Source organism: Amycolatopsis sp. NPDC043885, from assembly GCF_056435685.1.
The window spans coordinates 49,182-71,572 of sequence record NZ_JBWKEA010000023.1 but is presented as its reverse complement, the minus strand read 5'-3'; the positions used below and the strand labels follow the sequence as shown (position 1 = coordinate 71,572).

Annotated in this window: 22 protein-coding genes; 13 read left to right on the top strand and 9 right to left on the bottom strand. The window is 67.5% G+C overall.

Translation table 11 applies throughout. The features are described from left to right. Positions 1-2: 2 nt before the first annotated feature. Together AC069I_RS39680 and AC069I_RS39675 are read right to left on the bottom strand one after the other, a co-directional pair. Positions 3-197 carry a ferredoxin gene (locus AC069I_RS39680; protein WP_007029462.1) on the bottom strand — a complete coding sequence of 65 codons (195 nt, stop codon included), beginning with the start codon at positions 195-197 and terminating at the stop codon, positions 3-5. Next, a complete protein-coding gene (locus AC069I_RS39675; protein ID WP_478226090.1) occupies positions 194-1,594 on the bottom strand; it encodes a fatty acid desaturase in 1,401 nt (466 codons plus the stop codon). Before AC069I_RS39675 ends, AC069I_RS39680 begins: the two co-directional genes overlap by 4 nt. A gap of 192 nt (positions 1,595-1,786) precedes the next feature. On the opposite strand from AC069I_RS39675, the gene AC069I_RS39670 reads away from it, so the two are divergent. From AC069I_RS39670 to AC069I_RS39655, 4 genes are all read left to right on the top strand, one after another. After that, on the top strand, positions 1,787-2,797 hold the full coding sequence (locus tag AC069I_RS39670) for an SdiA-regulated/phytase-like domain-containing protein (protein WP_478233570.1): 1,011 nt from the start codon (positions 1,787-1,789) through the stop codon (positions 2,795-2,797). A 92-nt stretch (positions 2,798-2,889) separates the two neighbouring features. Continuing rightward, positions 2,890-3,786 (top strand): hypothetical protein, encoded by an 897-nt coding sequence (locus tag AC069I_RS39665; protein WP_478267669.1) that lies wholly within the window; start codon positions 2,890-2,892, stop codon positions 3,784-3,786. After that, on the top strand, positions 3,783-4,238 hold the full coding sequence (locus AC069I_RS39660; protein WP_073843530.1) for an ester cyclase: 456 nt from the start codon (positions 3,783-3,785) through the stop codon (positions 4,236-4,238). The genes AC069I_RS39665 and AC069I_RS39660 overlap by 4 nt, the downstream gene beginning before the upstream one ends. A gap of 50 nt (positions 4,239-4,288) precedes the next feature. Beyond that, the gene (locus AC069I_RS39655; RefSeq protein ID WP_478267668.1) at positions 4,289-4,672 is read left to right on the top strand and encodes a DUF4383 domain-containing protein; all 384 of its coding nucleotides are present in this window, start codon (positions 4,289-4,291) and stop codon (positions 4,670-4,672) included. A gap of 54 nt (positions 4,673-4,726) precedes the next feature. Here the strand turns inward: AC069I_RS39655 and katG are convergent, their stop codons facing one another. The 4 genes from katG to AC069I_RS39635 all read right to left on the bottom strand — a co-directional run bounded on the left by katG (position 4,727) and on the right by AC069I_RS39635 (position 9,518). Next, entirely contained in the window at positions 4,727-6,961 is a 2,235-nt protein-coding gene (katG, locus tag AC069I_RS39650; protein WP_478226084.1) for a catalase/peroxidase HPI, read from the bottom strand. A 32-nt stretch (positions 6,962-6,993) separates the two neighbouring features. Next, a complete protein-coding gene (locus AC069I_RS39645) occupies positions 6,994-7,425 on the bottom strand; it encodes a Fur family transcriptional regulator (RefSeq protein ID WP_340681636.1) in 432 nt (143 codons plus the stop codon). Between the two features lie 70 nt (positions 7,426-7,495). Beyond that, positions 7,496-8,953, bottom strand: coding sequence for a 4-hydroxyphenylacetate 3-monooxygenase, oxygenase component (hpaB, locus tag AC069I_RS39640; protein WP_478267667.1), 1,458 nt, complete (start codon positions 8,951-8,953; stop codon positions 7,496-7,498). A 31-nt stretch (positions 8,954-8,984) separates the two neighbouring features. Further along, entirely contained in the window at positions 8,985-9,518 is a 534-nt protein-coding gene (locus AC069I_RS39635; protein WP_478226082.1) for a flavin reductase family protein, read from the bottom strand. 59 nt (positions 9,519-9,577) lie between these two features. Between AC069I_RS39635 and AC069I_RS39630 the strand changes: the two genes are divergently transcribed. Beyond that, positions 9,578-10,267 carry an IclR family transcriptional regulator gene (locus tag AC069I_RS39630; protein ID WP_478267666.1) on the top strand — a complete coding sequence of 230 codons (690 nt, stop codon included), beginning with the start codon at positions 9,578-9,580 and terminating at the stop codon, positions 10,265-10,267. A 345-nt stretch (positions 10,268-10,612) separates the two neighbouring features. On the opposite strand, the gene AC069I_RS39625 is transcribed toward AC069I_RS39630, so the two are convergent. Then, positions 10,613-11,986 (bottom strand): MFS transporter, encoded by a 1,374-nt coding sequence (locus AC069I_RS39625; protein ID WP_478226080.1) that lies wholly within the window; start codon positions 11,984-11,986, stop codon positions 10,613-10,615. A 147-nt stretch (positions 11,987-12,133) separates the two neighbouring features. Here AC069I_RS39625 and AC069I_RS39620 point away from each other — a divergent pair, with 147 nt between their 5' ends. From AC069I_RS39620 to AC069I_RS39595, 6 genes are read left to right on the top strand one after another with little or no spacing between them, the layout of a single operon-like run. Next, positions 12,134-13,615, top strand: coding sequence for a fumarylacetoacetate hydrolase family protein (locus AC069I_RS39620; RefSeq protein WP_478233566.1), 1,482 nt, complete (start codon positions 12,134-12,136; stop codon positions 13,613-13,615). Then, entirely contained in the window at positions 13,597-14,268 is a 672-nt protein-coding gene (locus AC069I_RS39615; RefSeq protein ID WP_125676801.1) for a GntR family transcriptional regulator, read from the top strand. The genes AC069I_RS39620 and AC069I_RS39615 overlap by 19 nt, the downstream gene beginning before the upstream one ends. A gap of 16 nt (positions 14,269-14,284) precedes the next feature. Then, entirely contained in the window at positions 14,285-15,790 is a 1,506-nt protein-coding gene (gene hpaE, locus AC069I_RS39610; protein WP_478226078.1) for a 5-carboxymethyl-2-hydroxymuconate semialdehyde dehydrogenase, read from the top strand. A gap of 31 nt (positions 15,791-15,821) precedes the next feature. Further along, positions 15,822-16,916, top strand: a complete 1,095-nt coding sequence (hpaD, locus tag AC069I_RS39605) for a 3,4-dihydroxyphenylacetate 2,3-dioxygenase (protein ID WP_478226077.1) — start codon at positions 15,822-15,824, stop codon at positions 16,914-16,916. Positions 16,917-16,925: 9 nt separating this feature from the next. Then, positions 16,926-17,711, top strand: coding sequence for a 2-oxo-hept-4-ene-1,7-dioate hydratase (gene hpaH, locus AC069I_RS39600; RefSeq protein WP_478267665.1), 786 nt, complete (start codon positions 16,926-16,928; stop codon positions 17,709-17,711). Further along, positions 17,696-18,469: an HpcH/HpaI aldolase family protein gene (locus AC069I_RS39595; protein WP_478226075.1), complete on the top strand. Its 774-nt coding sequence runs from the start codon at positions 17,696-17,698 to the stop codon at positions 18,467-18,469. Before hpaH ends, AC069I_RS39595 begins: the two co-directional genes overlap by 16 nt. Before the next feature lie 230 nt (positions 18,470-18,699). Here AC069I_RS39595 and AC069I_RS39590 read toward each other — a convergent pair whose 3' ends face one another. After that, entirely contained in the window at positions 18,700-20,073 is a 1,374-nt protein-coding gene (locus AC069I_RS39590) for an MFS transporter (protein WP_478267664.1), read from the bottom strand. Between the two features lie 101 nt (positions 20,074-20,174). Next, positions 20,175-20,312 (bottom strand): winged helix-turn-helix transcriptional regulator, encoded by a 138-nt coding sequence (locus tag AC069I_RS39585; protein ID WP_478226073.1) that lies wholly within the window; start codon positions 20,310-20,312, stop codon positions 20,175-20,177. A gap of 285 nt (positions 20,313-20,597) precedes the next feature. Here AC069I_RS39585 and AC069I_RS39580 point away from each other — a divergent pair, with 285 nt between their 5' ends. Beyond that, a complete protein-coding gene (locus AC069I_RS39580; RefSeq protein ID WP_478267663.1) occupies positions 20,598-21,233 on the top strand; it encodes a DsbA family oxidoreductase in 636 nt (211 codons plus the stop codon). Between the two features lie 603 nt (positions 21,234-21,836). Further along, a complete protein-coding gene (locus tag AC069I_RS39575) occupies positions 21,837-22,385 on the top strand; it encodes a hypothetical protein (RefSeq protein ID WP_478267662.1) in 549 nt (182 codons plus the stop codon). Positions 22,386-22,391 lie beyond the last annotated feature (6 nt).

The window sequence follows — 22,391 nt, the reverse complement described above, 5'->3', positions numbered from 1 at the left end:
GATCAGTCCCGCAGCTTCAGCGCGAGGACCGGGCAGGCGTCGACAGCGGCCGACAGGTCCTGGCGGTGTTCTTCACCGGGTCGCTCGTCGAGCACCACGACCGTGCCGTCGTCACCCACCTCGAAGAAGTCGGGCGCCATCGCCTCGCACATGCCCAGCCCGTCGCATTTCGCGCGATCCGCCTCGATCTTCATCATGCTCCGACCCTTCCCGGTGCCACGAAATCGACCTTCTCCCGCACCCCGCAGTCCGGGCAGCACCACGAATCCGGGATCGCCGACCACGGGGTCCCGGCGGGGAAGCCCTCCCGCGGGTCGCCGAGTTTCTCGTCGTACACATAACCGCAGCCGGGGCACATCCCGCCCTCGGTCGCGTCGCCGTGCGTGTCGGCGACGTGCCGCGACGGCGCGGTGACACGCGTTCCGTAGCGCGCCAGCACCTTGGCCCGCTTCGACGGCTGGATGTTGGCGCGGGAGATGTCGCCGTCGAAATGCGCGAGCACCCGCGGATCCATCACGCGCCGCCACACCGGCGGGATCAGCGCCAGCACGATCATCCCGGCGTAGCCCGTCGGGAGCACCGGCGATTCCGCGAAATCACGCAGCGTCTGGTAGCGGCGGGTCGGGTTGGCGTGGTGATCGCTGTGCCTCTGCAGGTGGTAGAGCAGCACGTTGGTGGCGATGTTGTTGGAGTTCCAGCTGTGGCTGGGGTCCACGCGTTCGTACCGGCGGCGGTTCGGCGGGCCGACCATCTGCCGCCGCATGCCGTAGTGCTCCATGTAGTTCACGACCTCCAGCAACGAGAACCCGATCACCGCCTGGATCACCAGGTACGGCAGGATCCCCGGCCCCAGCCACACGGTCATCGCCGCCCACAGCACCGCCGACATCAGCCAGGCGTTGAGCACGTCGTTGCCGATCCGGAACGGATGCCGGTCACGCCGGGCGTAGCGCTTGCGCTCCAGACCCCACGCGGATTTCAGCGAGCCGAACACGGTGCGCGGCCAGAACCGGTAGAAGCTCTCCCCCACCCGGCTGCTGGCCGGGTCCTCGGGAGTGGCCACCCGGACGTGGTGGCCGCGGTTGTGCTCGATGTAGAAGTGGCCGTAGAAGCTCTGCGCCAGCGCGATCTTCGACAGCCAGCGCTCGTGGCTCTCCTTCTTGTGCCCGAGTTCGTGCGCGGTGTTGATGCCGATCCCACCGATGCAGCCGATCGAGATCGCCAGGCCGACCTTGTCCAAGACGGACAGGTCACCGCGGGCGATCAGCCAGAACGCGACCACGAAACCCGCGTACTGGATGGGCAGGAACGCGAAGGTGATCCACCGGTAGTAGCGATCCCGCTCCAGCCGTTCGATCACGTCGTCGGGTGGATTGCTGCGGTCCAGCCCGGCCACCAGGTCGATCAGCGGCACGATCGCCAAGATCACGATCGGCCCGATCCAGAACCACACTCCCCAGCCGGTGGCCGCGTGCAGCCCGATGGCCAGGAACGCGAGCGAAGGCACCACCAGGCCGATCAACCACAGATATCGCTTGCCGTCGGTCCAGCGTTCGGTCGAGCCCGCCGGGATCGTGCCCGTCATCTCGCTCATCGCACCCTCCTCCATTGGCTGGGTTTACAAAACTGTAAGTGATGTACACCCAGTTTGACAAGAGGCCACCTTTTGTAAACCCAGCGTTGCTTCATTCGGTGAGAACCTGGCGATATCTTGTATTCGTAAGGAAACTTACTTAACTTGTGACGACACGCCGCGACCCACTTCGTCCGCCCCGAAGGAGCGCGAATGCCCCGATCACCTCGCCGGATCCGACCCGCCGCCGTGGCCACCGTCGCCGCGGCCCTGCTGGTCCTGCCGGCCACCACCGCCACCGCGACCACGACGGCGAACAGCCCGTGGCCGGGCGGCTCGGCCGTCACGAACGCCGACGGTTCGAATGTCCTCGGCGGCAACATGAGCGGCCTGTCGTTCGGCGGCCCGGACGTCCTCTGGGCGGTCAAGAACGGCCCCGGCACGCTGTACCGCCTCGTGCGCAATGGCTCGAAGTGGCAGCCGGACACGGCCAACGGCTGGTCGTCGGGCAAGCAGCTGCGCTATCGCAGCGGCGAGGGCGACCCCGACGCCGAAGCCGTCGTGGCCACCCCGGACGGCGTGGTCGCGGCCACCGAACGCGACGGCGACAACAGCAAGACGAGTGCGCTCAAGGTGCTCCGGTACGACGTCTCCGGCACGGCCAAGACCCTCACCGCCAAGGCCGAATGGGATCTGACAGCGGACCTGCCGAAGGTATCGGCCAACGACGGCCTCGAAGCCGTCTCGTGGATCCCGGACAGCGCCCTCACCGCCAAGGGGTTCGTGGACCAACGCACGAAGGCGGCCTACAACCCGAGCAGCTACCCCGGCCACGGGACCGGTCTCTACCTCGTCGGCCTCGAGAGCAACGGGATGATCTACGCCTACGCGCTCGACCAAGCGGGCGGGAAATACACCAGGGTCGCGAGTTTCGCGAGCGGGCTCGACTCGATCATGGAACTCGAGTACGAGGCTTCCACCGGCAAGCTGTGGGCGGTCTGCGACGACACCTGCGGCGGTGACTCGGCGACGCTCGCGGTCGACGCGCGGGGCGCGTTCGCCGTCACGGCCACGCACGACCGGCCGAGCGGGATGCCGGACTACAACAACGAAGGCTTCGCGATCTCGGCCACGTGCGCCTCCGGGACCAAGCAGGTGGTCTGGGCCGACGACGGGAACGACGGCGGCCACGCGCTCCGCGCCGGCACCCTCTCCTGCGGCTGAACCGGTATTCCATTCCGGCGCGAATCCGCGCCGGAATGGAATGCACCGATTCCGGCCTTTCTTGCATCCCGCTCGTGAACTAGTTTGTCGGCATGAAATTCGCCTCTCTCGCGATTCTTCCCGCACTGGCCGTTCCCCTGCTTCTGCCGTCCGCGGCGCTCGCCGGTGACGGCTGGGAATCCATCGGCGCCGGGATGACCTCTGGCGCCAGCGGCATCGCCGTCCTCGACCGGGACGACGACCGGATCGACGCGCTTGTCCTACGGGACAACAAGAAGCCCGGCGAGAACCGGGCGGTCCGGGTCCGGCTCGATCACGGCAAGGTGTCCAAGGTGGACTCGATCGACTGGCCCGGCGAACTCCCGGTCGATCTGGAAGCGGCCGAAGCGGTGCCGGGAAAGACCGGCGAATTCATCGCGCTGGCCAGCGGCGGCAAGGGCTTTCACTTCAAGCTGAAGGACCGGAACCTGAAAGTGCTCGGTACTTTCCAGGTGCCGAAAGGTGACCCGGAAGACAATTACGAGGGTTTCGCGCTGAAAAAGGTGAATGATCGATTGTTCGCGGTCTGGGCGGACCGCGGCCAGGACGCCCGCCCGGCCACGCTCTACACCGCGGAGTTCTCGGTCTCGAAGCTGTCCTTCAAGAAGCCGAAGTCGATCCCGTTCCGGGTCCCGTACCCGGCCACGGACGTCCGGCACACCTCGGACGTCGAGATCACCGCGGACGACCGCGTCCTGGTCTCGGCCGCCTCGGACCCCGGTGACGAAGGCCCGTTCGACTCGGCCGTGTACGCGGCGGGGGTGCTTCGCTCCGACGGTTCGATCGCCCTCTCCCCCGTTCCGGTGAGGATCGGCGACTTCCCCGGCCACAAGATCGAGGCCATGACCTGTCTTTCACGCTCGTGCGGCAGCCTGCTCTACGGGACCGACGACGAGGCCGCGGGCGGTAGGCTCCGGATCGCGCCCAGGAACGACCCGGAGGATCAGTGATCAGCGAAGACCTGCGCGAGCGCCGCCACAAGATCATCGAAGAGCACATGGACACCGAGGTGGCCCACGAGTTCGACCGCACGCTGGGCACCTTCAACGGCCATCCACACTACGAGATCATGGCGACCGGGCAGATCTTCGACGGCGACGAAGAGGTCATGGCGTACTACCGCATGACCCGCACGGCCTTCCCGGACCAGCGGCACGACAACGTCCGGTACCACTTCGCCGACGAGTCGGTCATCGTCGAATTCGACCTGCTCGGCACCAACCTCGGCGAGTTCTACGGCCGTCCGCCGACCGGCAAGGCGTTCCGGGTGCCCATCATCGCGGTGTTCTTCTTCGACGAGGACAGGATCACCAACGAGCGCATCTACTTCGACGCCGCCAGCCTGATCACCCAGGCCGGGCACGCCGAACTCCTGACCCTCCTGGCGTCCGGCGACGTCTGAGCCGACGCCGGCCGAGGATTATCCCGAAGCACCCGGGGTACCCGGCCAGCATGGACGAAGCAGAGGCGGTGCGCGACGCCCGCCTCATGGAGCGCGAATTCGCCGGGCATCATTCCGGCGCCCGCTTGTTCGGCGTCTTCGCCGTGTCGATCCTGCACAACCTGGTGCATCTGCTGTTCGGCGTGGTGGGCGTGCTCGCCGCTCGCAACCGCGCCGCTTCCCGGGTCTTCCTGATGGTCGGCGGCGGGATCTATCTGCTGCTGTGGATCATCGGCCTGGCGATCCCGCAGAGCAGCCCGGGGAACTTCCTGCCGTTCAACGTCGCCGACAACTGGCTGCATCTCGGCCTCGGCATGATCGCGCTGGGTGTCCTCACCACCGCGCTCGAACGCAAGGCCGGCGACTACCCGGAACCGGATCTGCAGCGCCAGTGAAAACGTCCGGGCCCGCCGCGGAAGCGACGGGCCCGGACGCTCGGTCGGCTGGCTTCAGACCAGGTCGTACCGGTCGAGGTTCATGACCTTGTCCCACGCGGACACGAAGTCACGGACGAACTTCTCCTTCGCGTCGTCGCTGGCGTAGACCTCCGCCACCGCGCGCAGCTCGGAGTTGGACCCGAACACGAGGTCGGCACGGGTACCGGTCCACTTGACCTCGCCGGTCGCGGAGTCGCGGCCTTCGAAGGTCTCCGCGTCCTCCGACGTGGCGGTCCACTGGACCCCCATGTCGAGCAGGTTCACGAAGAAGTCGTTGGTCAGCGACCCCGGCTTCTCGGTGAACACGCCGTGCTTGGACTGCTGGGCGTTGGCGCCGAGGACACGCAGACCGCCGACGAGGACGGTCATCTCGGGCGCGCTCAGGTTCAGCAGGTTCGCGCGGTCGAGGAGCAGGTACTCCGTCGGGAGACGGTGGCCCTTGCCGCGGTAGTTGCGGAACCCGTCGACGGTCGGCTCCAGCGGGGCGAACGACTCGGCGTCGGTCTGCTCCTCCGTCGCGTCGGTGCGGCCCGGGGTGAACGGCACGGTGATCTCGTGGCCGCCGTCCTTCGCGGCCCGCTCGACGGCGGCGACGCCGCCCAGCACGATCAGGTCGGCGAGCGAGACCTTCTTGCCGCCGGTCTGGGCGCTGTTGAACGCCTCCTGGACACCCTCGAGGGTCCGCAACACCTGGGACAGCGTCTGCGGGTCGTTGACCTCCCAGTCTCGCTGCGGCTCGAGGCGGATGCGGGCACCGTTCGCGCCACCGCGCTTGTCGCTGCCCCGGAACGTCGAGGCCGACGCCCAAGCGGTGGAGACCAGCTGCGAGACCGACAGGCCCGAAGCGAGCAGCTTCTCCTTGAGGGAGGCGATGTCCGCGTCGTCGATCAGCTCGTGGTCGACGGCGGGCACCGGGTCCTGCCAGATCAGCGTCTCCTGCGGCACCAGCGGGCCGAGGTAACGCTGGATCGGGCCCATGTCACGGTGGGTCAGCTTGAACCAGGCACGGGCGAAGGCGTCCGCGAACTGGTCCGGGTTCTCGTAGAACCGGCGCGAGATCTGCTCGTAGACCGGGTCGAAACGCAGCGCCAGGTCGGTGGTGAGCATGCCGGGCGCGCGGTTGAGCTTGCCGTCCTCGGGGTCCGGCACGGTGTTCTTCGCCTTGCCGTCCTTCGGGACCCACTGGTGGGCACCCGCCGGGCTCTTGGTCAGCTCCCACTCGTACTCGAAGAGGTTGTGGAAGAACCAGTTGCTCCACTGGGTCGGGGTCGGCGTCCAGGTGACCTCGAGGCCACTGGTGATCGCGTCGCGGCCCTTGCCGCTGCCGAAGGTGTTCTTCCAGCCCAGGCCCTGCTCCTCGATCGAAGCGCCTTCGGGCTCGGGGCCGACGTACTTGTCCGGGTCGGCCGCGCCGTGCGTCTTGCCGAAACTGTGGCCGCCGGCGATCAGCGCGACGGTCTCCTCGTCGTTCATCGCCATCCGGCCGAAGGTCTCGCGGATGTCGCGGGCCGCGGCCAGCGGGTCCGGGTTGCCGTTCGGGCCTTCCGGGTTCACGTAGATGAGACCCATCTGCACGGCGGCCAGCGGGTTCTCCAGCTCACGGTCGCCGGTGTAGCGCTCGTCGCCGAGCCACGTGCGCTCGGGACCCCAGTACACGTCCTCGTCCGGCTCCCAGACGTCCGCGCGGCCACCGGCGAAGCCGAAGGTCTTGAAGCCCATGGTCTCCAGGGCACGGTTGCCGGTGAAGATCATCAGGTCGGCCCACGAGATCTTGCGGCCGTACTTCTTCTTGACCGGCCAGAGCAGGCGGCGGGCCTTGTCCAGGTTGCCGTTGTCCGGCCAGCTGTTGAGCGGGGCGAAACGCTGCATGCCGGCGCCCGCGCCGCCGCGGCCGTCCTCGATGCGGTAGGTGCCCGCGCTGTGCCACGCCATGCGGATCATGAAGCCGCCGTAGTGGCCGAAGTCCGCGGGCCACCAGTCCTGCGACGTCGTGAGGACGGCGTCGACATCCTTGGCGAGTTCGGCGAGGTCGAGGGTCTTGAACTCGGCGGCGTAATCGAACCCGGCGTCCATCGGGTCGGAAGCCGCCGAGTGCTTCCGGAGGATCTTCAGGTTGAGCTGGTTCGGCCACCAGTCACGGTTGCCCGCGCCTTCGGTGGGGTGGTTGCGGCGGCCCGACGAGACGGGGCAGCCGCCCGCGCTCTCTTCGTTCATTTCGCCGATGACGGCGTCCGGGCTGTCAGACACGGGAATCCTTCCGGGAATCAGAACTGCAGGGCTCAGGAACGGGGTTCAACGGCACAGTCGGGACACAGGCCCCAGTAGATGACCTCGGCCTCTTCGATCACGAAGCCTTGGTCGTTCGACGCGGTCAAACAGGGTGCGGGACCGACGGCGCAGTCGACGTCGGCGATGGCACCACAGGTTCGGCACACGACGTGGTGGTGGTTGTCCCCGACCCGGGACTCGTAGCGTGCCACGGACCCCGACGGCTGGATCCGCCGAACGAGACCCGCGGCGGTCAGTGCCCGCAACACGTCGTAAATGGCCTGGTGAGAGACCTCTCCGAGTTCCGTACGCACGGCACCGATGATCGAGTCGGTGTCGGCGTGCGGGTGGTCGCGTACCGCTGTCAGCACGGCCACCCTGGGACGCGTCACGCGCAGGGAGGCCCCGCGCAGCATCCGCTCGAAGTCCGGGGTCGTGGGCACGGCCGCAGTCTGGCCCATTTTCTGGAATGAATCAAGTTCTTGCATCCCGGGCGTGTCCGGCCCGGTTCCCTCACTCCTCCCGCGCCAGCAGTTCCCGGACCCGTTCCTGCAGCGCCTCCCTCGGGTACGCGTTCACCTGGGCACCCGCCATCCGCACCGGGTCGCCGAAGAAGAAGTACTCGTACAGCGACTCCCGCCCGGCGAAGCTCGAGACCGACGCGTCGAACGCTAGCTTGAACAGCCGCGCGCGGTCCTTGGCCGGCAGCGTGGCCGACTGGAGGTACGTGTCGATGTCAGGACGCCCTTCGGCCTCGAAGTCCGCTTCGCCCGGCAGGGCCATGAGCCCGGAGGCGGAGAACTTGCGGATGATTTCGGTCAGCCGCGGCGAGACCTTCGTGGGATACCAGTTCCGGGCGGCGTTGAGGACTTCCCACTTGGGCAGGAAGACGCCGTCCTCGCTCAGTTTTCCGTCGACCTCGGCAGCGCGCAGCACGGCCTTCTCGATCTCGACGTAGGAGATCAGCTCCGACAGGTCCTGCTGGATGTGCTGGAAACCGCCGATGCCGATCGCGGCGGCGATCTCACTGGCGAGGCCGAGGTAGAACTCCGTCTTGGCCAGCGTGCGCGTGACGACCTGGTGGGTCATCAGCGCGCCGGCGCCGGTCTCGGAGTACCAGGCGTTGCACAGCTCCGGGTGCCCCAGCAGGAAGACCCGCTCGCTCGAGACGAAGACGTCGTCGAACACCACGACCGCGTCCATTTCCTCGAACCGGGAGGCGAGCGGTTCGTCGAAGTGCGAGCGGCCGTGGTCGACTCCGGCCCGGCAGAAGTACTTGAGACCGGGCGCGTCGTTCGGGACGGCGAAAGCGTAGGAGTACGGGGCGTCCTCGGGAGTACCGCGCAGGACTGTCGACGGGAAGACCAGGAGTTCGTCGGCGATCGGCGCGATGGTGGCGAGCATCCGCGCGCCGCGGACGACGATGCCGTCTTCCCGTTCCTCGACCACCTTCGCCGACAGGTTGCCACCGCCCTGCCAGCTGCCTGACACCGAACGGTTGACCTGCGGAGGGATCAGGGTATGCGTCGCGAGGAGGTCGTTCTCGCGCGCCATCTCGTAGTACTTCGCGATGCGCTCGCCGTAAACGGGATCAGCCTGGGAGAAGAACTTCTTCGCGGTCGAGAGCGCGGTGAGCGACGAGTTCATGTAGTCGCCGGTGCGGCCGAGGAAGCCGTTGGAATACTTCGCCCAGACGGAGAAGGCGGCGCGGCGGCGCTTGAGGTCTTCCTCGCTGCGCGGCACCAGGAACGAGGTTCCGACCCGCTCCCCCGTGGTCGGCGATTCGTAGGTCAGGACGTCACGGTGCGCCGGGTCGTGCTGGAGGTCGAACAGCTTCGCGTAGGTCAGCGCGTTGTTGCGGAAAGCGGGGTGCTCGGCGACCTTCGAGGTCACCTTCTCTCCGTCGACGTACAACTCCGGCGTCATCGCGTTGAGCTTGTCGAGGTACTGCTGTCCGGTACGGGCTCCCATGTCGTGCTCCTTTTCGGGGTGGACGTCGTTGTCAGAACAGGGATTCGTGGCCTTGCGCGGATTCGTGGATGGTCGAGAACTGCCCGTTGACGAAGCCGAGCGCGTCACCGGAGCGGTAGTCGAACTCCCGCACCTCGCCGAGGAACAGGGTGTGATCGCCGCCGTCGTAGGCGGCCCACGGCGTGCAGTCGAACCAGCTGAGGACGCCGCCGAGCCGCGGCGCGTGCCCGCCTTCGACCCACGTCGGCGCGCCTTCGGGGGTCGGACGGCCGGCGAAGTTCATCGCCAGCGCCTCCTGTTCCGCGCCGAGGACGTTGACCGCGAACGGGCGACCGGCGAGCAGGTCGTGGCTCTTCACGCTGCGCTGGATCGAAACGAGGACGAGCGGTGGATCCATCGAGACCGCAGTGAAGGAGTTCACCGTCAGGCCGTGCCGTTTCGCAGCGGCGTCGAAGGTCACAACGGCCACTCCCGTCGCGAAGCGGCCGAGACAGCCTCGGAAGAACTGCGCGGGTGGCCGATACAGGCTCGAACCCGGCGAGAAACTGGTTTCGCGTGACATCATCGTCGATTCCTGTTCTATAATCGAACAGCCAGTTCAACTATCGAAATGGATCGTATACGATGATTTCGGAGTCCCGCAAGACCGCGAGCACGTCCCAGACGCTCAGCCGCGGCATCCGCGTGCTCGAAGTCCTTGCCGACGCCCAAGAACCGCTCAGTGTCGACCGGATCGCCGAACGGCTCGGGGTGCACCGCTCGATCGCGTACCGGCTCATCCGCACCCTCGAAGAGCACGGACTCCTCACACGGGAACCCGCCGGGAAGTACGAACTCGGCGCGCGGCTGGCGGCGCTCGCGGCCGGGATCAAACACGATCTGCAGGCCGCGGCGCTGCCAGAACTGACCGCGGTCGCGAACGAACTCGGCATGACCTGCTTCGTGGCGGTGATGGACCGCGAGGAATGCGTGACGCTGGTCAGCGTGGAACCCCGGCACGCCATCGCGTCCGTCGCGCAGCGCCCGGGGTCCAGGCATCCGTTCACCGCGGGCGCTCCCGGCCGCGCGATCCTTTCCCAGCTTTCACCGGAAGACCGGCCCGTGGAAGTACAGGAAGTGGCTGCCCGCGGCTACGCGGACAGCCATGGTGAAGTGATCGAGAATCTCAGCTCGGTGGCCGTGCCGCTCCCCTTGCGCGGCCACGCCCCCGCGGCGCTCGCGGTCGTCTACTTGTCCAGCACGCGCACTCCCGCCGAGCTCGCGGAGCGGCTCAAGGCGGCGGCGAAGGCCGTCCGTGACGCTCTCGGCGGGTGAGCGTCACGGACGGCCGGGGGTCCACTTCTGTCGTGAGTGGCAAAGAAGCTTAGAACGCAATGCCACGGATGGGGGTCTTGATCGTAAGCGGTGAGGGTTGCCGCAGGTCATGCGCTCGGTTGCCGTGGCCGACAGGAGCCGACCGCGCCCCTGGTTGTCCACCAAGGACACTTTTCGCTGACTCAATGTCCGAGTGATGCCCAGATGGGCGATTTCACGACCAACCCGACCCACGACCGAGAGCCTTCACCCCACTTGTCAGCACACGGAGCAGACTCGATGTACCTCGTGGGCCGCTGGGACGAAGACGGCCTGCGCCGCAGGGCCTCGATCACGCCACGTTCGTCACTTGCCGAACCGGAGCGGGCTCACCGCCTGCTCGGCTTCGTGGTCCGGTCCGAGCGGGATTCCCGACCGGTCACGCAGCAGCAAGGTGGCGATGAGACCGACGACGGTCATCCCGGCCAGATAGACGGCCACGGACACCGACGTGCCGGTCGCGTCGACAAGCGCGGTGGCGATCGTCGGCGCGAACGCGCCGCCGAGGATCGCACCGAGCGCGTACGAGATCGAAACGCCGGAGAAGCGGATCGACGCGGGGAACAGCTCCGCGTAGAACGCCGCCTGCTGGCCGTAGGTGAACCCGAGCCCGACGCTGAGAATGATCAAGCCCAGCGCCAGCAACACGATGTTCCCGGTGTCCACCAAGGGGAAGAGCAGCGCGACGCCGGCGAGTTGCGCGATCCAGCCGACCACGTAGGTGCGCCGCCTGCCGAACCGGTCGGACACCGCGCCCGCCGCCCACGTCGAGAGCAGCCACGTCGCCGCCGACGCGGTCACCGCCCACAGCACCGGGCCGCGGTCGAGGCCGATCGGCCCCTTCGGGTTGGTCGCGTAGTTCTGGATGTAGCCGCCGGTGGTCATATAGCCGACTGCGTTGTTGCCCGCGAATACCAGCGCGGCCACCAGGACGAGCATGGCGTGCTTGCGGAACAGCTGGATGATCGGGGTCCGGGTCTGCTCACGCCGTTCGGCGATCTCGCGGAAGACCGGGCTCTCCTCGACGCGGCGCCGCACGTAGTGGCCGACCAGGATGAGCCCGACACTGAGCAGGAACGGGATGCGCCAGCCCCAGTCGAGGAACGCCTGACCGGGGACGAGCAGGCTGGTCAGCGCCAGGACACCGGAGGCCAGCAGCAGCCCGAGCGGTACGCCGATCTGCGGCGAGGCGCCGAAGAGTCCCCTGCGCTTCGACGGCGCGTGCTCGACGGCCATCAGCACGGCGCCGCCCCATTCACCGCCCGCCGAAACGCCCTGCAGGATCCGCAGCAGGATCAGCAGTACCGGCGCGAGGACACCGATCTGGTCGAACGTGGGGAGCACGCCGATCAACGTGGTCGCGGCGCCCATCAGGATCAGGGTGAGCACCAGGACCACACGACGGCCGTACTTGTCACCGAAGTGCCCGGCGAGGAACGCCCCGAGCGGGCGGAACAGGAAGCTCACGCCCACCGTGGCGAAGGAGACGAGCGTGCTGTTGGCACCGAGGCCGGAGAAGAACAGTTTGCCGAAGACGAGACCGGCTGCGGACGCGTAAACGAAGAAGTCGTACCACTCGACCGTGGTGCCGACGACGGTCGCGAACGCGACCCGGCGCCGATCGGAAGACGGTGGGGCGGTCCGGCCGGGCGTGCGTTCATCCTGCGCTGGATTCGACACCTTGACTCCTTTGACATAGGCCTGACGCGAGTGGCGGCCCGCAGGGATCCCGGGCGAGGCGAAGGCCACTCGGTGACCGCCTTGCCACTGTGGCACGGAATCATATACGTTATTAGATACGAAGCAAGGTCGAGGATTCAGGGGAACATGGGCACTTACGAGGCATCAGCGCCTTCCGGCCGCACGTCCGGTCCGCTGGGCACCCGGCCGGGCAAGATCATCGCCGTCCATCTCAGCTACGCGTCACGCGCGGAGCAGCGCGGACGGCGTCCGGCGAACCCGTCGTACTTCTTCAAGCCGTCGAGCTCGATCGGCACGTCCGGTGGCACGGTCGAACGTCCGGCCGGGACCGAACTGCTGGCCTTCGAAGGCGAGATCGCGCTGGTCATCGGCACCGCGGCCCGGTGGGTCAAAGCGGACCAGGCGTGGGAGCACGTCGCCGCGGTCACCGCCGCGAACGACTTCGGCCTCTACGACCTGCGCGCCGCGGACAAGGGGTCCAACGTCCGCTCCAAGGGCGGCGACGGCTACACCCCGCTCGGCCCGGGCCTCATCGAAGCGCGCGACGTCGATCCCTCGTCGCTGCGCGTCCGCACGTGGGTGAACGGCGACCTGGTGCAGGAGGACACCACTGCCGGACTGCTGTTCCCCTTACGGCAGTTCATATCCGACCTCTCCCAGCACTTCACCCTCGAACCGGGCGACGTCATCCTCACCGGGACCCCGGCCGGGTCGACGGTGGTCTCCCCCGGCGACGTCGTCGTCGTCGAAGTGGACGTTCCCGGCACGTCCGTCAGCAGCGGACGGCTCCACACCACCGTGACCCAGGGCATCCGGTCCTTTTCGGACATCGGCAGCCTGCCCGAGGCCGACGACAAGCAACGTGCCGAGGCTTGGGGCACGCCCGTCGAACAGGTCGAAGAGGACACTCCCGCGCTCAGCGAAGGACTTCGCGCCAAGCTGCTGCGCGCACCTGTGGCGGGCTTGTCCGCTCAGCTGCGCAAACGCGGGTTGAACAACGTCGCGATCGACGGCGTGCGTCCCAATCTGCCCGGTTCGAAGATCGTCGGCACGGCGAGGACGTTGCGCTTCGTGCCCAACCGCGAGGATCTGTTCAAGTCCCACGGCGGCGGCTACAACGCGCAGAAGCGCCTTTTCGACTCGGTCGGCGCCGGCGAGGTGATCGTCATCGAAGCCCGCGGTGACAAGGGTTCCGGGACCCTCGGGGACATCCTGGCACTGCGGGCGCGTTACCTCGGCGCGGCCGGGGTGGTCACCGACGGCGGAGTCCGCGACTTCGAGGCCGTCGCCGCGACAGGGCTTCCCGTGTTCTCGCAGGGCCCGCATCCAGCGGTCCTCGGCCGCAAGCACGTGCCATGGGACACCGACGTCGCGGTCGCCTGCGGCGGTGCCACCGTACTCCCCGGCGACATCATCGTCGGCGACGACGACGGCGTGGTCGTCATCCCGCCGTCACTGGCCGAAGAGATCGCCGACGCGGCGCTCGCCCAGGAGGACGAAGACTCCTGGATCGCCGAGCAGGTCGGACAGGGCCGCCCGATCGAGGGGCTCTTCCCGCTGAACCCGTTGTGGCGGGAAAGGTATGAGGCATGGCAGAAGAAGCAGTGAAGACGACCAGCAAATCCGAACTCGCCTACGAGTGGCTGCGTGAGCGGATCGCCCGGCACGAGTACGGACCCGGCTACCGGCTGGTGCTCGCCGAGATCGCCGGCGCGCTCGACATGAGCGTCGTCCCGGTGCGCGAGGCGATCCGGCGGCTGGAGGCCGAACGGCTGGTGACCTTCGAGCGCAACGTCGGCGCGCGGGTGGCGATGGTGGACCAGAACGAGTACGTCCACGCCATGCAGACCCTCGGCGTCGTCGAAGGCGTCGCCACCGCGCTGTCCGCGCCTCAGCTGTCCGAAGAGAACATCGCGCGGGCGCGGCGGGTGAACGAGCGCATGATCGCGCTGCTGGACCATTTCGACGCGCACGAGTTCACCGCGCTGAACCAGCAGTTCCATTCGCTGCTCTTCGAATGCTGCCCCAACCCGCAGATCCTCGACCTCGTGCACCAGGGCTGGACCCGGCTGTCCGGGCTGCGCGACTCCACGTTCGCGTTCGTCCCCGACCGCGCGCACCGCTCGGTCGAGGAACATGAAGAGATCCTCCGGCTGATCACCGAGAAGGCCGACCCGCTCGACATCGAATTCGCCGCGCGCAATCACCGCTGGGCCACCATGCAGGCCTTTTTGGACGCTCGAGAGCGCGCGAACCGCTGACTGAGGAGGGCTCATCTTGACCACCACGACTCCCCGGCCGATCCCCGACGGTGTCCCGGAGCGGATCCGGCACTACATCGGCGGCGAACTCGCCGATTCGGCCGACGGCGCCGTCTTCGACGTGATCGACCCGGTCACCAACGAGGTCTACGTCCAGGCCGCCGCGGGGAAGAAGGCCGACATCGACCGCGCCGTCGCCGCCGCGCGGAAGGCGTTCACCGAGGGACCTTGGCCGAAGCTGCTGCCGCGCGAGCGCTCGCGCGTGCTGAACCGCATCGCCGATCTCGTCGAGTCGCGGGACAAGCGGCTGGCCGCGCTGGAGAGTTTCGACTCGGGCCTGCCGATCTCGCAGGCGCTGGGCCAGGCACGGCGGGCCGCGGAGAACTTCCGGTTCTTCGCCGACCTGATCGTCGCGCAGGCCGACGACACGTACAAGGTGCCCGGCCGCCAGATCAACTACGTCAACCGCAAGCCGATCGGCGTCGCCGGGCTGATCACGCCGTGGAACACGCCGTTCATGCTGGAGTCGTGGAAGCTCGCGCCCGCACTCGCGACCGGCAACACCGTGGTGCTCAAACCCGCCGAGTTCACCCCGCTTTCCGCGTCGCTGTGGGCGGAGATCTTCGAGGAGGCCGGGCTGCCGCCGGGCGTGTTCAACCTCGTCAACGGCTTCGGTGAGGACGCGGGCGACGCGCTGGTGAAGCACCCGGACGTCCCGCTGATCTCGTTCACCGGAGAGAGCCGCACCGGCAGCCTGATCTTCGGCAACGCCGCGCCGTTCCTCAAAGGACTGTCGATGGAGCTGGGCGGCAAGTCACCCGCCATCGTCTTCGCCGACGCCGATCTGGAGACCGCGATCGACGCGACGGTCTTCGGCGTGTTCTCGCTCAACGGCGAACGCTGTACCGCGGGCAGCCGGATCCTGGTCGAGCGCGCGATCTACGACGAGTTCGTCGAGCGTTACGCCGCGCAGGCCGAGCGGGTCAAGGTGGGCGACCCGAGCGACCCCGCGACCGAGGTCGGCGCCCTGGTGCACCCCGAGCACTACGACAAGGTCATGAAGTACATCGAGATCGGCAAGACCGAGGGTAGGCTGGTCGCCGGTGGCGGCCGCCCGGACGGCTTCCCGACCGGGAACTACGTGACCCCGACGGTGTTCGCCGACGTCAAACCGGACGCCCGGATCTTCCAGGAGGAGATCTTCGGCCCGGTCGTCGCGATCACGCCGTTCGACGGCGAAGACGAAGCACTGGCGCTGGCGAACAACACGAAGTACGGGCTGGCGGCCTACGTCTGGACCAACGATCTCAAGCGGGCGCACAACTTCGCGCAGTCCGTCGAAGCCGGCATGGTGTGGCTCAACTCCAACAACGTCCGCGACCTGCGCACGCCTTTCGGCGGAGTGAAGGCTTCCGGGCTGGGACACGAGGGCGGCTACCGCTCGATCGACTTCTACACCGACCAGCAGGCGGTGCACATCAATCTCGGCGAGGTGCACAACCCCGCCTTCGGCAAGGGCTGAACCCGTTCCCCCGTCCACAAAGGATGACGCAATGAAGCCGATCCCCACCCCGAAATCGCCGCCGCCGGACGTCCTGCGCTGCGCGTACATGGAACTCGTCGTCACCGATCTGGCGCGTTCGCGCGCGTTCTACGCCGACGTCCTCGGACTGACGGTGACCGAGGAGGACGAGACCACGGTCAGCCTCCGCACGATCGACGAGTTCATCCACCACAACCTCGTGCTGCGCCAGGGACCGGTCGCCGCGGTCGCGGCGTTCTCGTACCGGGTGCGGTCACCGGAGGACCTGGACAAGGCAGTCGCGTTCTACACGGAGCTGGGCTGCCGGGTCGAACGCCGCGCGGACGGCTACACCAAGGGCATCGGCGACTCGGTCCGGGTGCAGGACCCTCTCGGTTTCCCGCTCGAGTTCTTCCACGACGTCCAGCACGTCGACAGACTCAGCTGGCGCTATGACCTGCACGTCCCTGGCGCGCTGGTCCGGCTCGACCACTTCAACCAGGTCACGCCGGACGTCCCGCTCGCGGTGAAGCATATGGAAGACCTCAACTTCCGTGTCACCGAAGACATCCAGGACGATCAGGGCGTCACCTACGCGGCCTGGATGCGCCGCAAGCCCACCGTGCACGACACCGCGATGACCGGCGGCGACGGTCCGCGGATGCACCACGTCGCCTTCGCCACGCACGAGAAGCACAACATCCTGTCCATTTGCGACAAACTCGGCTCGCTGCGGATGTCGGACCACATCGAACGCGGCCCCGGCAGGCACGGCGTCTCGAACGCGTTCTACCTGTACCTGCGTGACCCGGACGGGCACCGCGTCGAGATCTACACGCAGGACTACTACACCGGCGACCCCGACAACCCGGTGGTCACCTGGGACGTGCACGACAACCAGCGCCGCGACTGGTGGGGCACGCCGGTGGTCCCGTCCTGGTACACCGACGCCTCGCTCGTGCTCGACCTCGACGGCAAACCGCAGCCGGTGGTAGCGAGGACCGAGGAAAGCGAACTGGAGGTCACCATCGGCGCCGACGGCTTCTCCTACACCCGCAAAGGTGACGACGAAGGCGAACTGCCGGCCTGGAAACAGGGCGAGTACAAACTCGGCAACCAGCTCTGAGGCGGGGACATGCTCGAACAGGAAACGATCACCGCGATCGCCGACGAACTGGCGGCCGCGGAGGAGGCCCGGGAAACGATCCCGCTGCTGACGGGGCGCTACCCGGACATGACCGTCGAGGACTCGTACGCCGTGCAGAACGAATGGCGGCGCCGGGGTATCGCGGCGGGGCGCCGTCCGGTCGGGCGCAAGATCGGGCTCACGTCGAAGGTCATGCAGGCCGCCACCGGGATCACCGAACCCGACTACGGCGCCATCTTCGCCGACATGGTGTTCGAGAACGGTTCCGTGATCGAGCACAGCCGGTTCTCGAACGTGCGCATCGAGGTCGAGCTGGCCTTCGTACTCCGTGATTCCCTCTCGGGGCCGGACGCCACGGTGTTCGACGTAGTGCGGGCGACCGAATACGTCGTGCCCGCTCTGGAGATCCTGTCCTCCCGGATCGAGATGGCCGGCCGGACCATCGTCGACACGATCAGCGACAACGCGGCCATGGGCGGGATGGTCTACGGCGGCAACCCGGTCGCCGTGGACGCCGTCGACCTGCGGTGGGTTTCGGCGCTGTTGTACCGCAACGAAACCATCGAGGAATCCGGCGTCGCCGCCGCGGTGCTGAACCATCCCGCGAACGGCGTCGCCTGGCTGGCGAACAAGCTCGCTCAGCACGGTGACAAACTCGACCCGGGTGACATCGTGCTGGCCGGGTCGTTCACGCGGCCGATGTGGGTGCACCCCGGCGACACCGTGACCGCCGACTACCGGGACCTGGGGGCGATCACATGCCGCTTCGTCTAGCTCCGCCGTTCCGGGATCAGCTGGGCGAGCGGCCGCGGATCGGCATGTGGGTCACGTCGGGCAGCCCGGTGGTCGCGGAGATCTGCGCGGGTTCCGGGCTCGACTGGCTGCTCGTCGACACCGAGCACTCCCCCGCCGGGCTGGAGACGGTGCAGTCGTTGCTGCAGACGATCGCCGCGTATCCGATCACGCCGATGGTGCGCGCCCCGTCCGGTGACGCGGTCGCGCTGAAGCAACTGCTCGACCTGGGCGCGCAGAACCTGCTGGTGCCCATGGTCGACAGCGCGGAGGAAGCGGAAGCCGTGGTGCGGGCCGTCCGCTATCCGCCACGTGGCGTGCGCGGTGTCGGCAGTGCCCTGTCGCGGTCGGCGCGCTGGAACCGAGTCGAGGACTATCTCGCGAAGGCCGAAGAGTTCACGTCGCTGTTCGTCCAGATCGAGTCGACGACGGGAGTCGCGGCGGCCGCCGAGATCGCCGCTGTCGACGGCGTCGACGGGGTGTTCGTCGGGCCGTCCGATCTGGCCGCCTCGATGGACCTGCTCGGAAAGCAGACGCACCCCGACGTCACCGCGGCCGTCTTGAGCACCTTCGAGGCCGTCCTTGCTCAGGGGAAACCGGTGGGAGTCAACGCGTTCGACCCTGCGCAGGCTCAGCGCTATCTTGACGCCGGCGCTTCGTTCGTGCTGGTCGGTGCCGATGTCACCCTGCTCGCACAAGGTTCGGAGGCGCTCGCGCGGCGGCATCCGCCGGACTCATGACCGGGCGGTGGGTCGAGGCTTTCGCGACGTCGAAGGTGGCGTGTCCTGGTGGCGTGTCCGTGAAGGCCTCCTTCCCTACTTTCAGGGTAGGCAAGGAGGCCTTCACGGACTTTCCTGACTCGCGGGGTTTCCGGTGGACGCGCCTACGGGTGGTCGTGAGTGGCGTTTCGGGTTAGAGGCCGAATCGCCACTCACGACCACCTGGACCGAAGACATCCGTGCCCGTGGATTCAAGCCGGATTCATCGACCGCGCCTCACGATCAGCGACCGGATCCACCGGCAATCGACCTGCTGCGACGGCACCGGCCGCGGCAACAACACCGATGAACCCGAAAACAACACCGAAGGCCAAGGTAGGGCTCGATTCGAGACCCGCCAGAACCGCGCCCGTCACCGCCACCCCCGCCACCGCGCCCACCTGTCGCACGGTATTGAACAAACCCGAGGCACCACCCGCGGCGCCCGGTTCCACCGACGCCATCGCGATGGCGGACAGAGGCGACCACGCCATGGCATTGGCGGCGCCCAGAATCGCGGCTCCGGGAACAATCCACCAGGGACTCAGTTCGAGCACGACCACAAGGCCTATGAGCGAAAGGCTCACCGTGAGCAGGCTCATGCCGAGTATCGCCGGCCTGCGCGCCCCCACGCGGTCGACCCATCGGCCGGCCGGTGGCGACAACACGACCGCCACGAGAGCGTCCGGCGACAGGACCATGGCGGCCTCGACCGGCCCGAAACCTCGCACCTCTTGGATGTAGAGCATGGTCGGCAGGGCCATCGCGAGAACCGTCGCGCCGAGAGACGCCATCGCGAGGCTTGCCGACAGGTATCCGGACGAGCGATAGAGCCTCAGTGGCGCGAGGGCTTCCGCCCCTTCTTTGCGTTCGCGGTGGCAAAAGAGGACGAGCAGCGCCACGGCCAAAGCGATAGCGGTGACGATCATGGGCAGCGAGAGGGTACGCCAGGACAGCAGGGCCCACACGAGAAGGCTCAGACCCGCTGTGCTCAACGCGGCACCGAGGAGATCGAATCGTGTGACGCCTCCATGGCTACCTGGGATCAGGCGGATCCCCATGACGACGGCGATGCCGCAAAGTGGCACGTTGACCCAGAAGATCCAGCGCCAATCCAGTCCCGCCGTCAGCAGCCCGCCCAGTATGGGCCCGAGCAAGGTGGCAGCGGCGGCGACCGAGCCCCAGATGCCGAAGGCGCGCCCGCGCTCGTCTTCGGCGAAAAGTCGTCGAATCAGCGTGAGTGGCTGAGGGGACATCGCTGCGGCTGCGAGGCCTTGCAGGACTCTGAAAGCGACAAGCCATCCGATTGAAGGCGCGAGCCCACACAACGCGGAGGCGACGGCGAAGCCTCCCATACCGAAGAGGTAGACGCGCTTCGGATCGAAGAGGTCTCCGAGTCGTCCGGCGATGAGCAAAGGGACCGAAAACGCCAGCAGATAGCCGGCCGTCACCCAGAACAGCCCGGCGACGTCCCCGCCGAGATCGGCTTGGATGCTCGGGCTCGCCACGGCGACGATCGTCGTATCGAGCAGGAGCACGAAGAACCCCGCGAGCAGGGCCGTGAGTCCTCCCCACTTGTGTGTCACGCGTCCACCGTTCGCAGTAGGCGGTCAACCGGCCGAATCGTGTCGTTCCCGCGCCGCGAGGATGTCGTCCCGATGCGCGTTCGCCCAAGCGTCGAGCGCACTCAACGGAACGTCACCAGTCCGTCCCGGACCAGAGCGCGCAGGGTCAGCGTCAGCATCCGCTGGCTGATTCCTTCGATCCCGCGGTGCGACTCGCCGAACCGAGAGGTCCGCCTGCCGAGCAGGACCACGATGAGCACGCTCCACTTGTCACCCGATCAGGTCGAGGATTTCGCGGGTCGGGCAGTCGTGGTCGGCGGGCACGGGCACATCGATGTGCGTAGCTGACATGAAAGTGCCTCCTCACCGGCGCGGCCGATACTGGCGTAGGTTGAGGTTACGAACAAGTAGTAACCAACGGAAGCGGTCATGACTGCCCCTGCCGAACACGAAGCTCCCGAACAACCGGAGCCCGCGGAGACGAAGCTGGTCGTCCTCGGCTCCGAATACGCGCCGACCCGCACGGACGGGATGTGCTCCTGGTGATGTACATCGACGTATGGTCCGACGTCGTCTGTCCGTGGTGCTACATCGGCAAACGCCGGATGGAGACCGCACTCGGCGAGTTCGGGCACGCCGACGACGTCGAAGTGCGCTGGCACAGTTTCCAGCTCGACTCCTCGCGCCCCAAGGGCCACCGCGAACCTGTACACGACATGCTCGCCAAGAAGACCGGCGCACCGCCCGAGCAGGTCAGGGCGATGACGCGGCAGGTCACCGAACTCGCCGCCGCGGAGGGTCTTACGTACGACCTCGACAACGCCGTGTCGGTCAACACACTCGACGCCCACCGCCTCAACCATCTCGCCGACCAGCACGGGCTCGGCGATCGGATGCACGAGCGGCTGCTCAAGGCGCATCTCTGTGATGGCGAGATCGTCGACGATCTCGACACGCTGGTCCGGCTCGGCACCGAGGTCGGCGTCCCCGAGGACGAGGCGCGTGAAGTACTGGAGGGCACGAAGTACGCGGGCGAGGTCGACGTGGATTTCGCCGAGGCACGCAGGATCGGCGTCAACGGAGTGCCGTTCTTCGTGCTGAACGGCGCTTACGGTGTTTCCGGCGCGCAGTCCGCGGTCACATTCCTTTCCGTGCTGGAAAAAGCACACCAATCACGATAGAGCCACGGAACCTGTCCGTCGCGGCAACGCCCGTCCGCTCCGCGAGTGGTAAGCCGATGGCTTCGGCGCGCGAAAGGGGAGACGATCTTAACTGTGTGGGCCGGCCGCCCATCAGGCCGAACCCGCAACGCCGGGCCTCCCCACGGAAACCCACGAGCTGACGGTCGTTCCCTTCGACGGCCATCACCGCATCGACGCCGACGGCGACGAGCGCGGTTCAGGGCTCCGGAGCCCTTCTCGAAGGCGAACTGCCCGGCACAGACCGACCGGGTGGCGATCACCAAGCTCACCGGGGTCGAATGCGAACACGTGACACCCGGACGAAGATCACTCCCGGCCGGGCCGCCGATCTGGCCCTGATCTCCGACCGGCGTCGCGAATTCGACCGCCGCCCCGTTTCCGGATGCGGATTCGGACGAGGAGCTCAGCGGCGGTTTGGCTGGTCAGCCGATCCCGCGGCACGAGCGGCGGTGCCGTGCTCGGCGGCCCAGGTGGCGATGCGGGTGCGGTTGGGGAGGCCGAGTTCGTCGAGGATGCGTTCGACCCGCCGGCATCTCGCCGAGCCGATTCGGCGCTCGGCCGGTTCGGAGTAGGGTCCTGATCATGCCCGCACTTCCGCGTGGCGGCCGTCCCGCGGAGGCACTGGCCGCCATCCAAGCGAGTATCGACGCTGTCTGGCTGAAGTATCTCGCCGAGTACGGCGTCACGGCGGGAACCGTCGATGAGATCGATCTCGCCGAAACGGTGCTGGCCGATCCGTCGTCCTTCGAGTGGCGGGTGGTCGATGCCGCCCTAGTACGGTTGCGGTGCGCCGAGTGCGGCAGCGAACTCGGCTCCGGACCATCAGGCTGCGAACCGTGCGATCAAGCGAACGCGTTCCGCTTCGCCGCGATAGAGGTCGATCGTCCCGCGACCCCGCCGGGCACCGAACACGGCCTCCGCGTCGCGTCCGCCGTCGCGCGCACACGGCACCGCTACCCACCGAGGGTCCGCTGCGGATACGAGCTCGGGTTGCCAGATCTTCTCGACGGCAGGCTGCCCGGCACCCCGCAGGCACAAGCCCTCAAGGCGGCGATCAACAAGCTCACCGACGACGAACGCGAACGCGTCACCACGTTCGACGAAGTGACCGCGCTCGCCGCCGGCCGGTAGGACTCC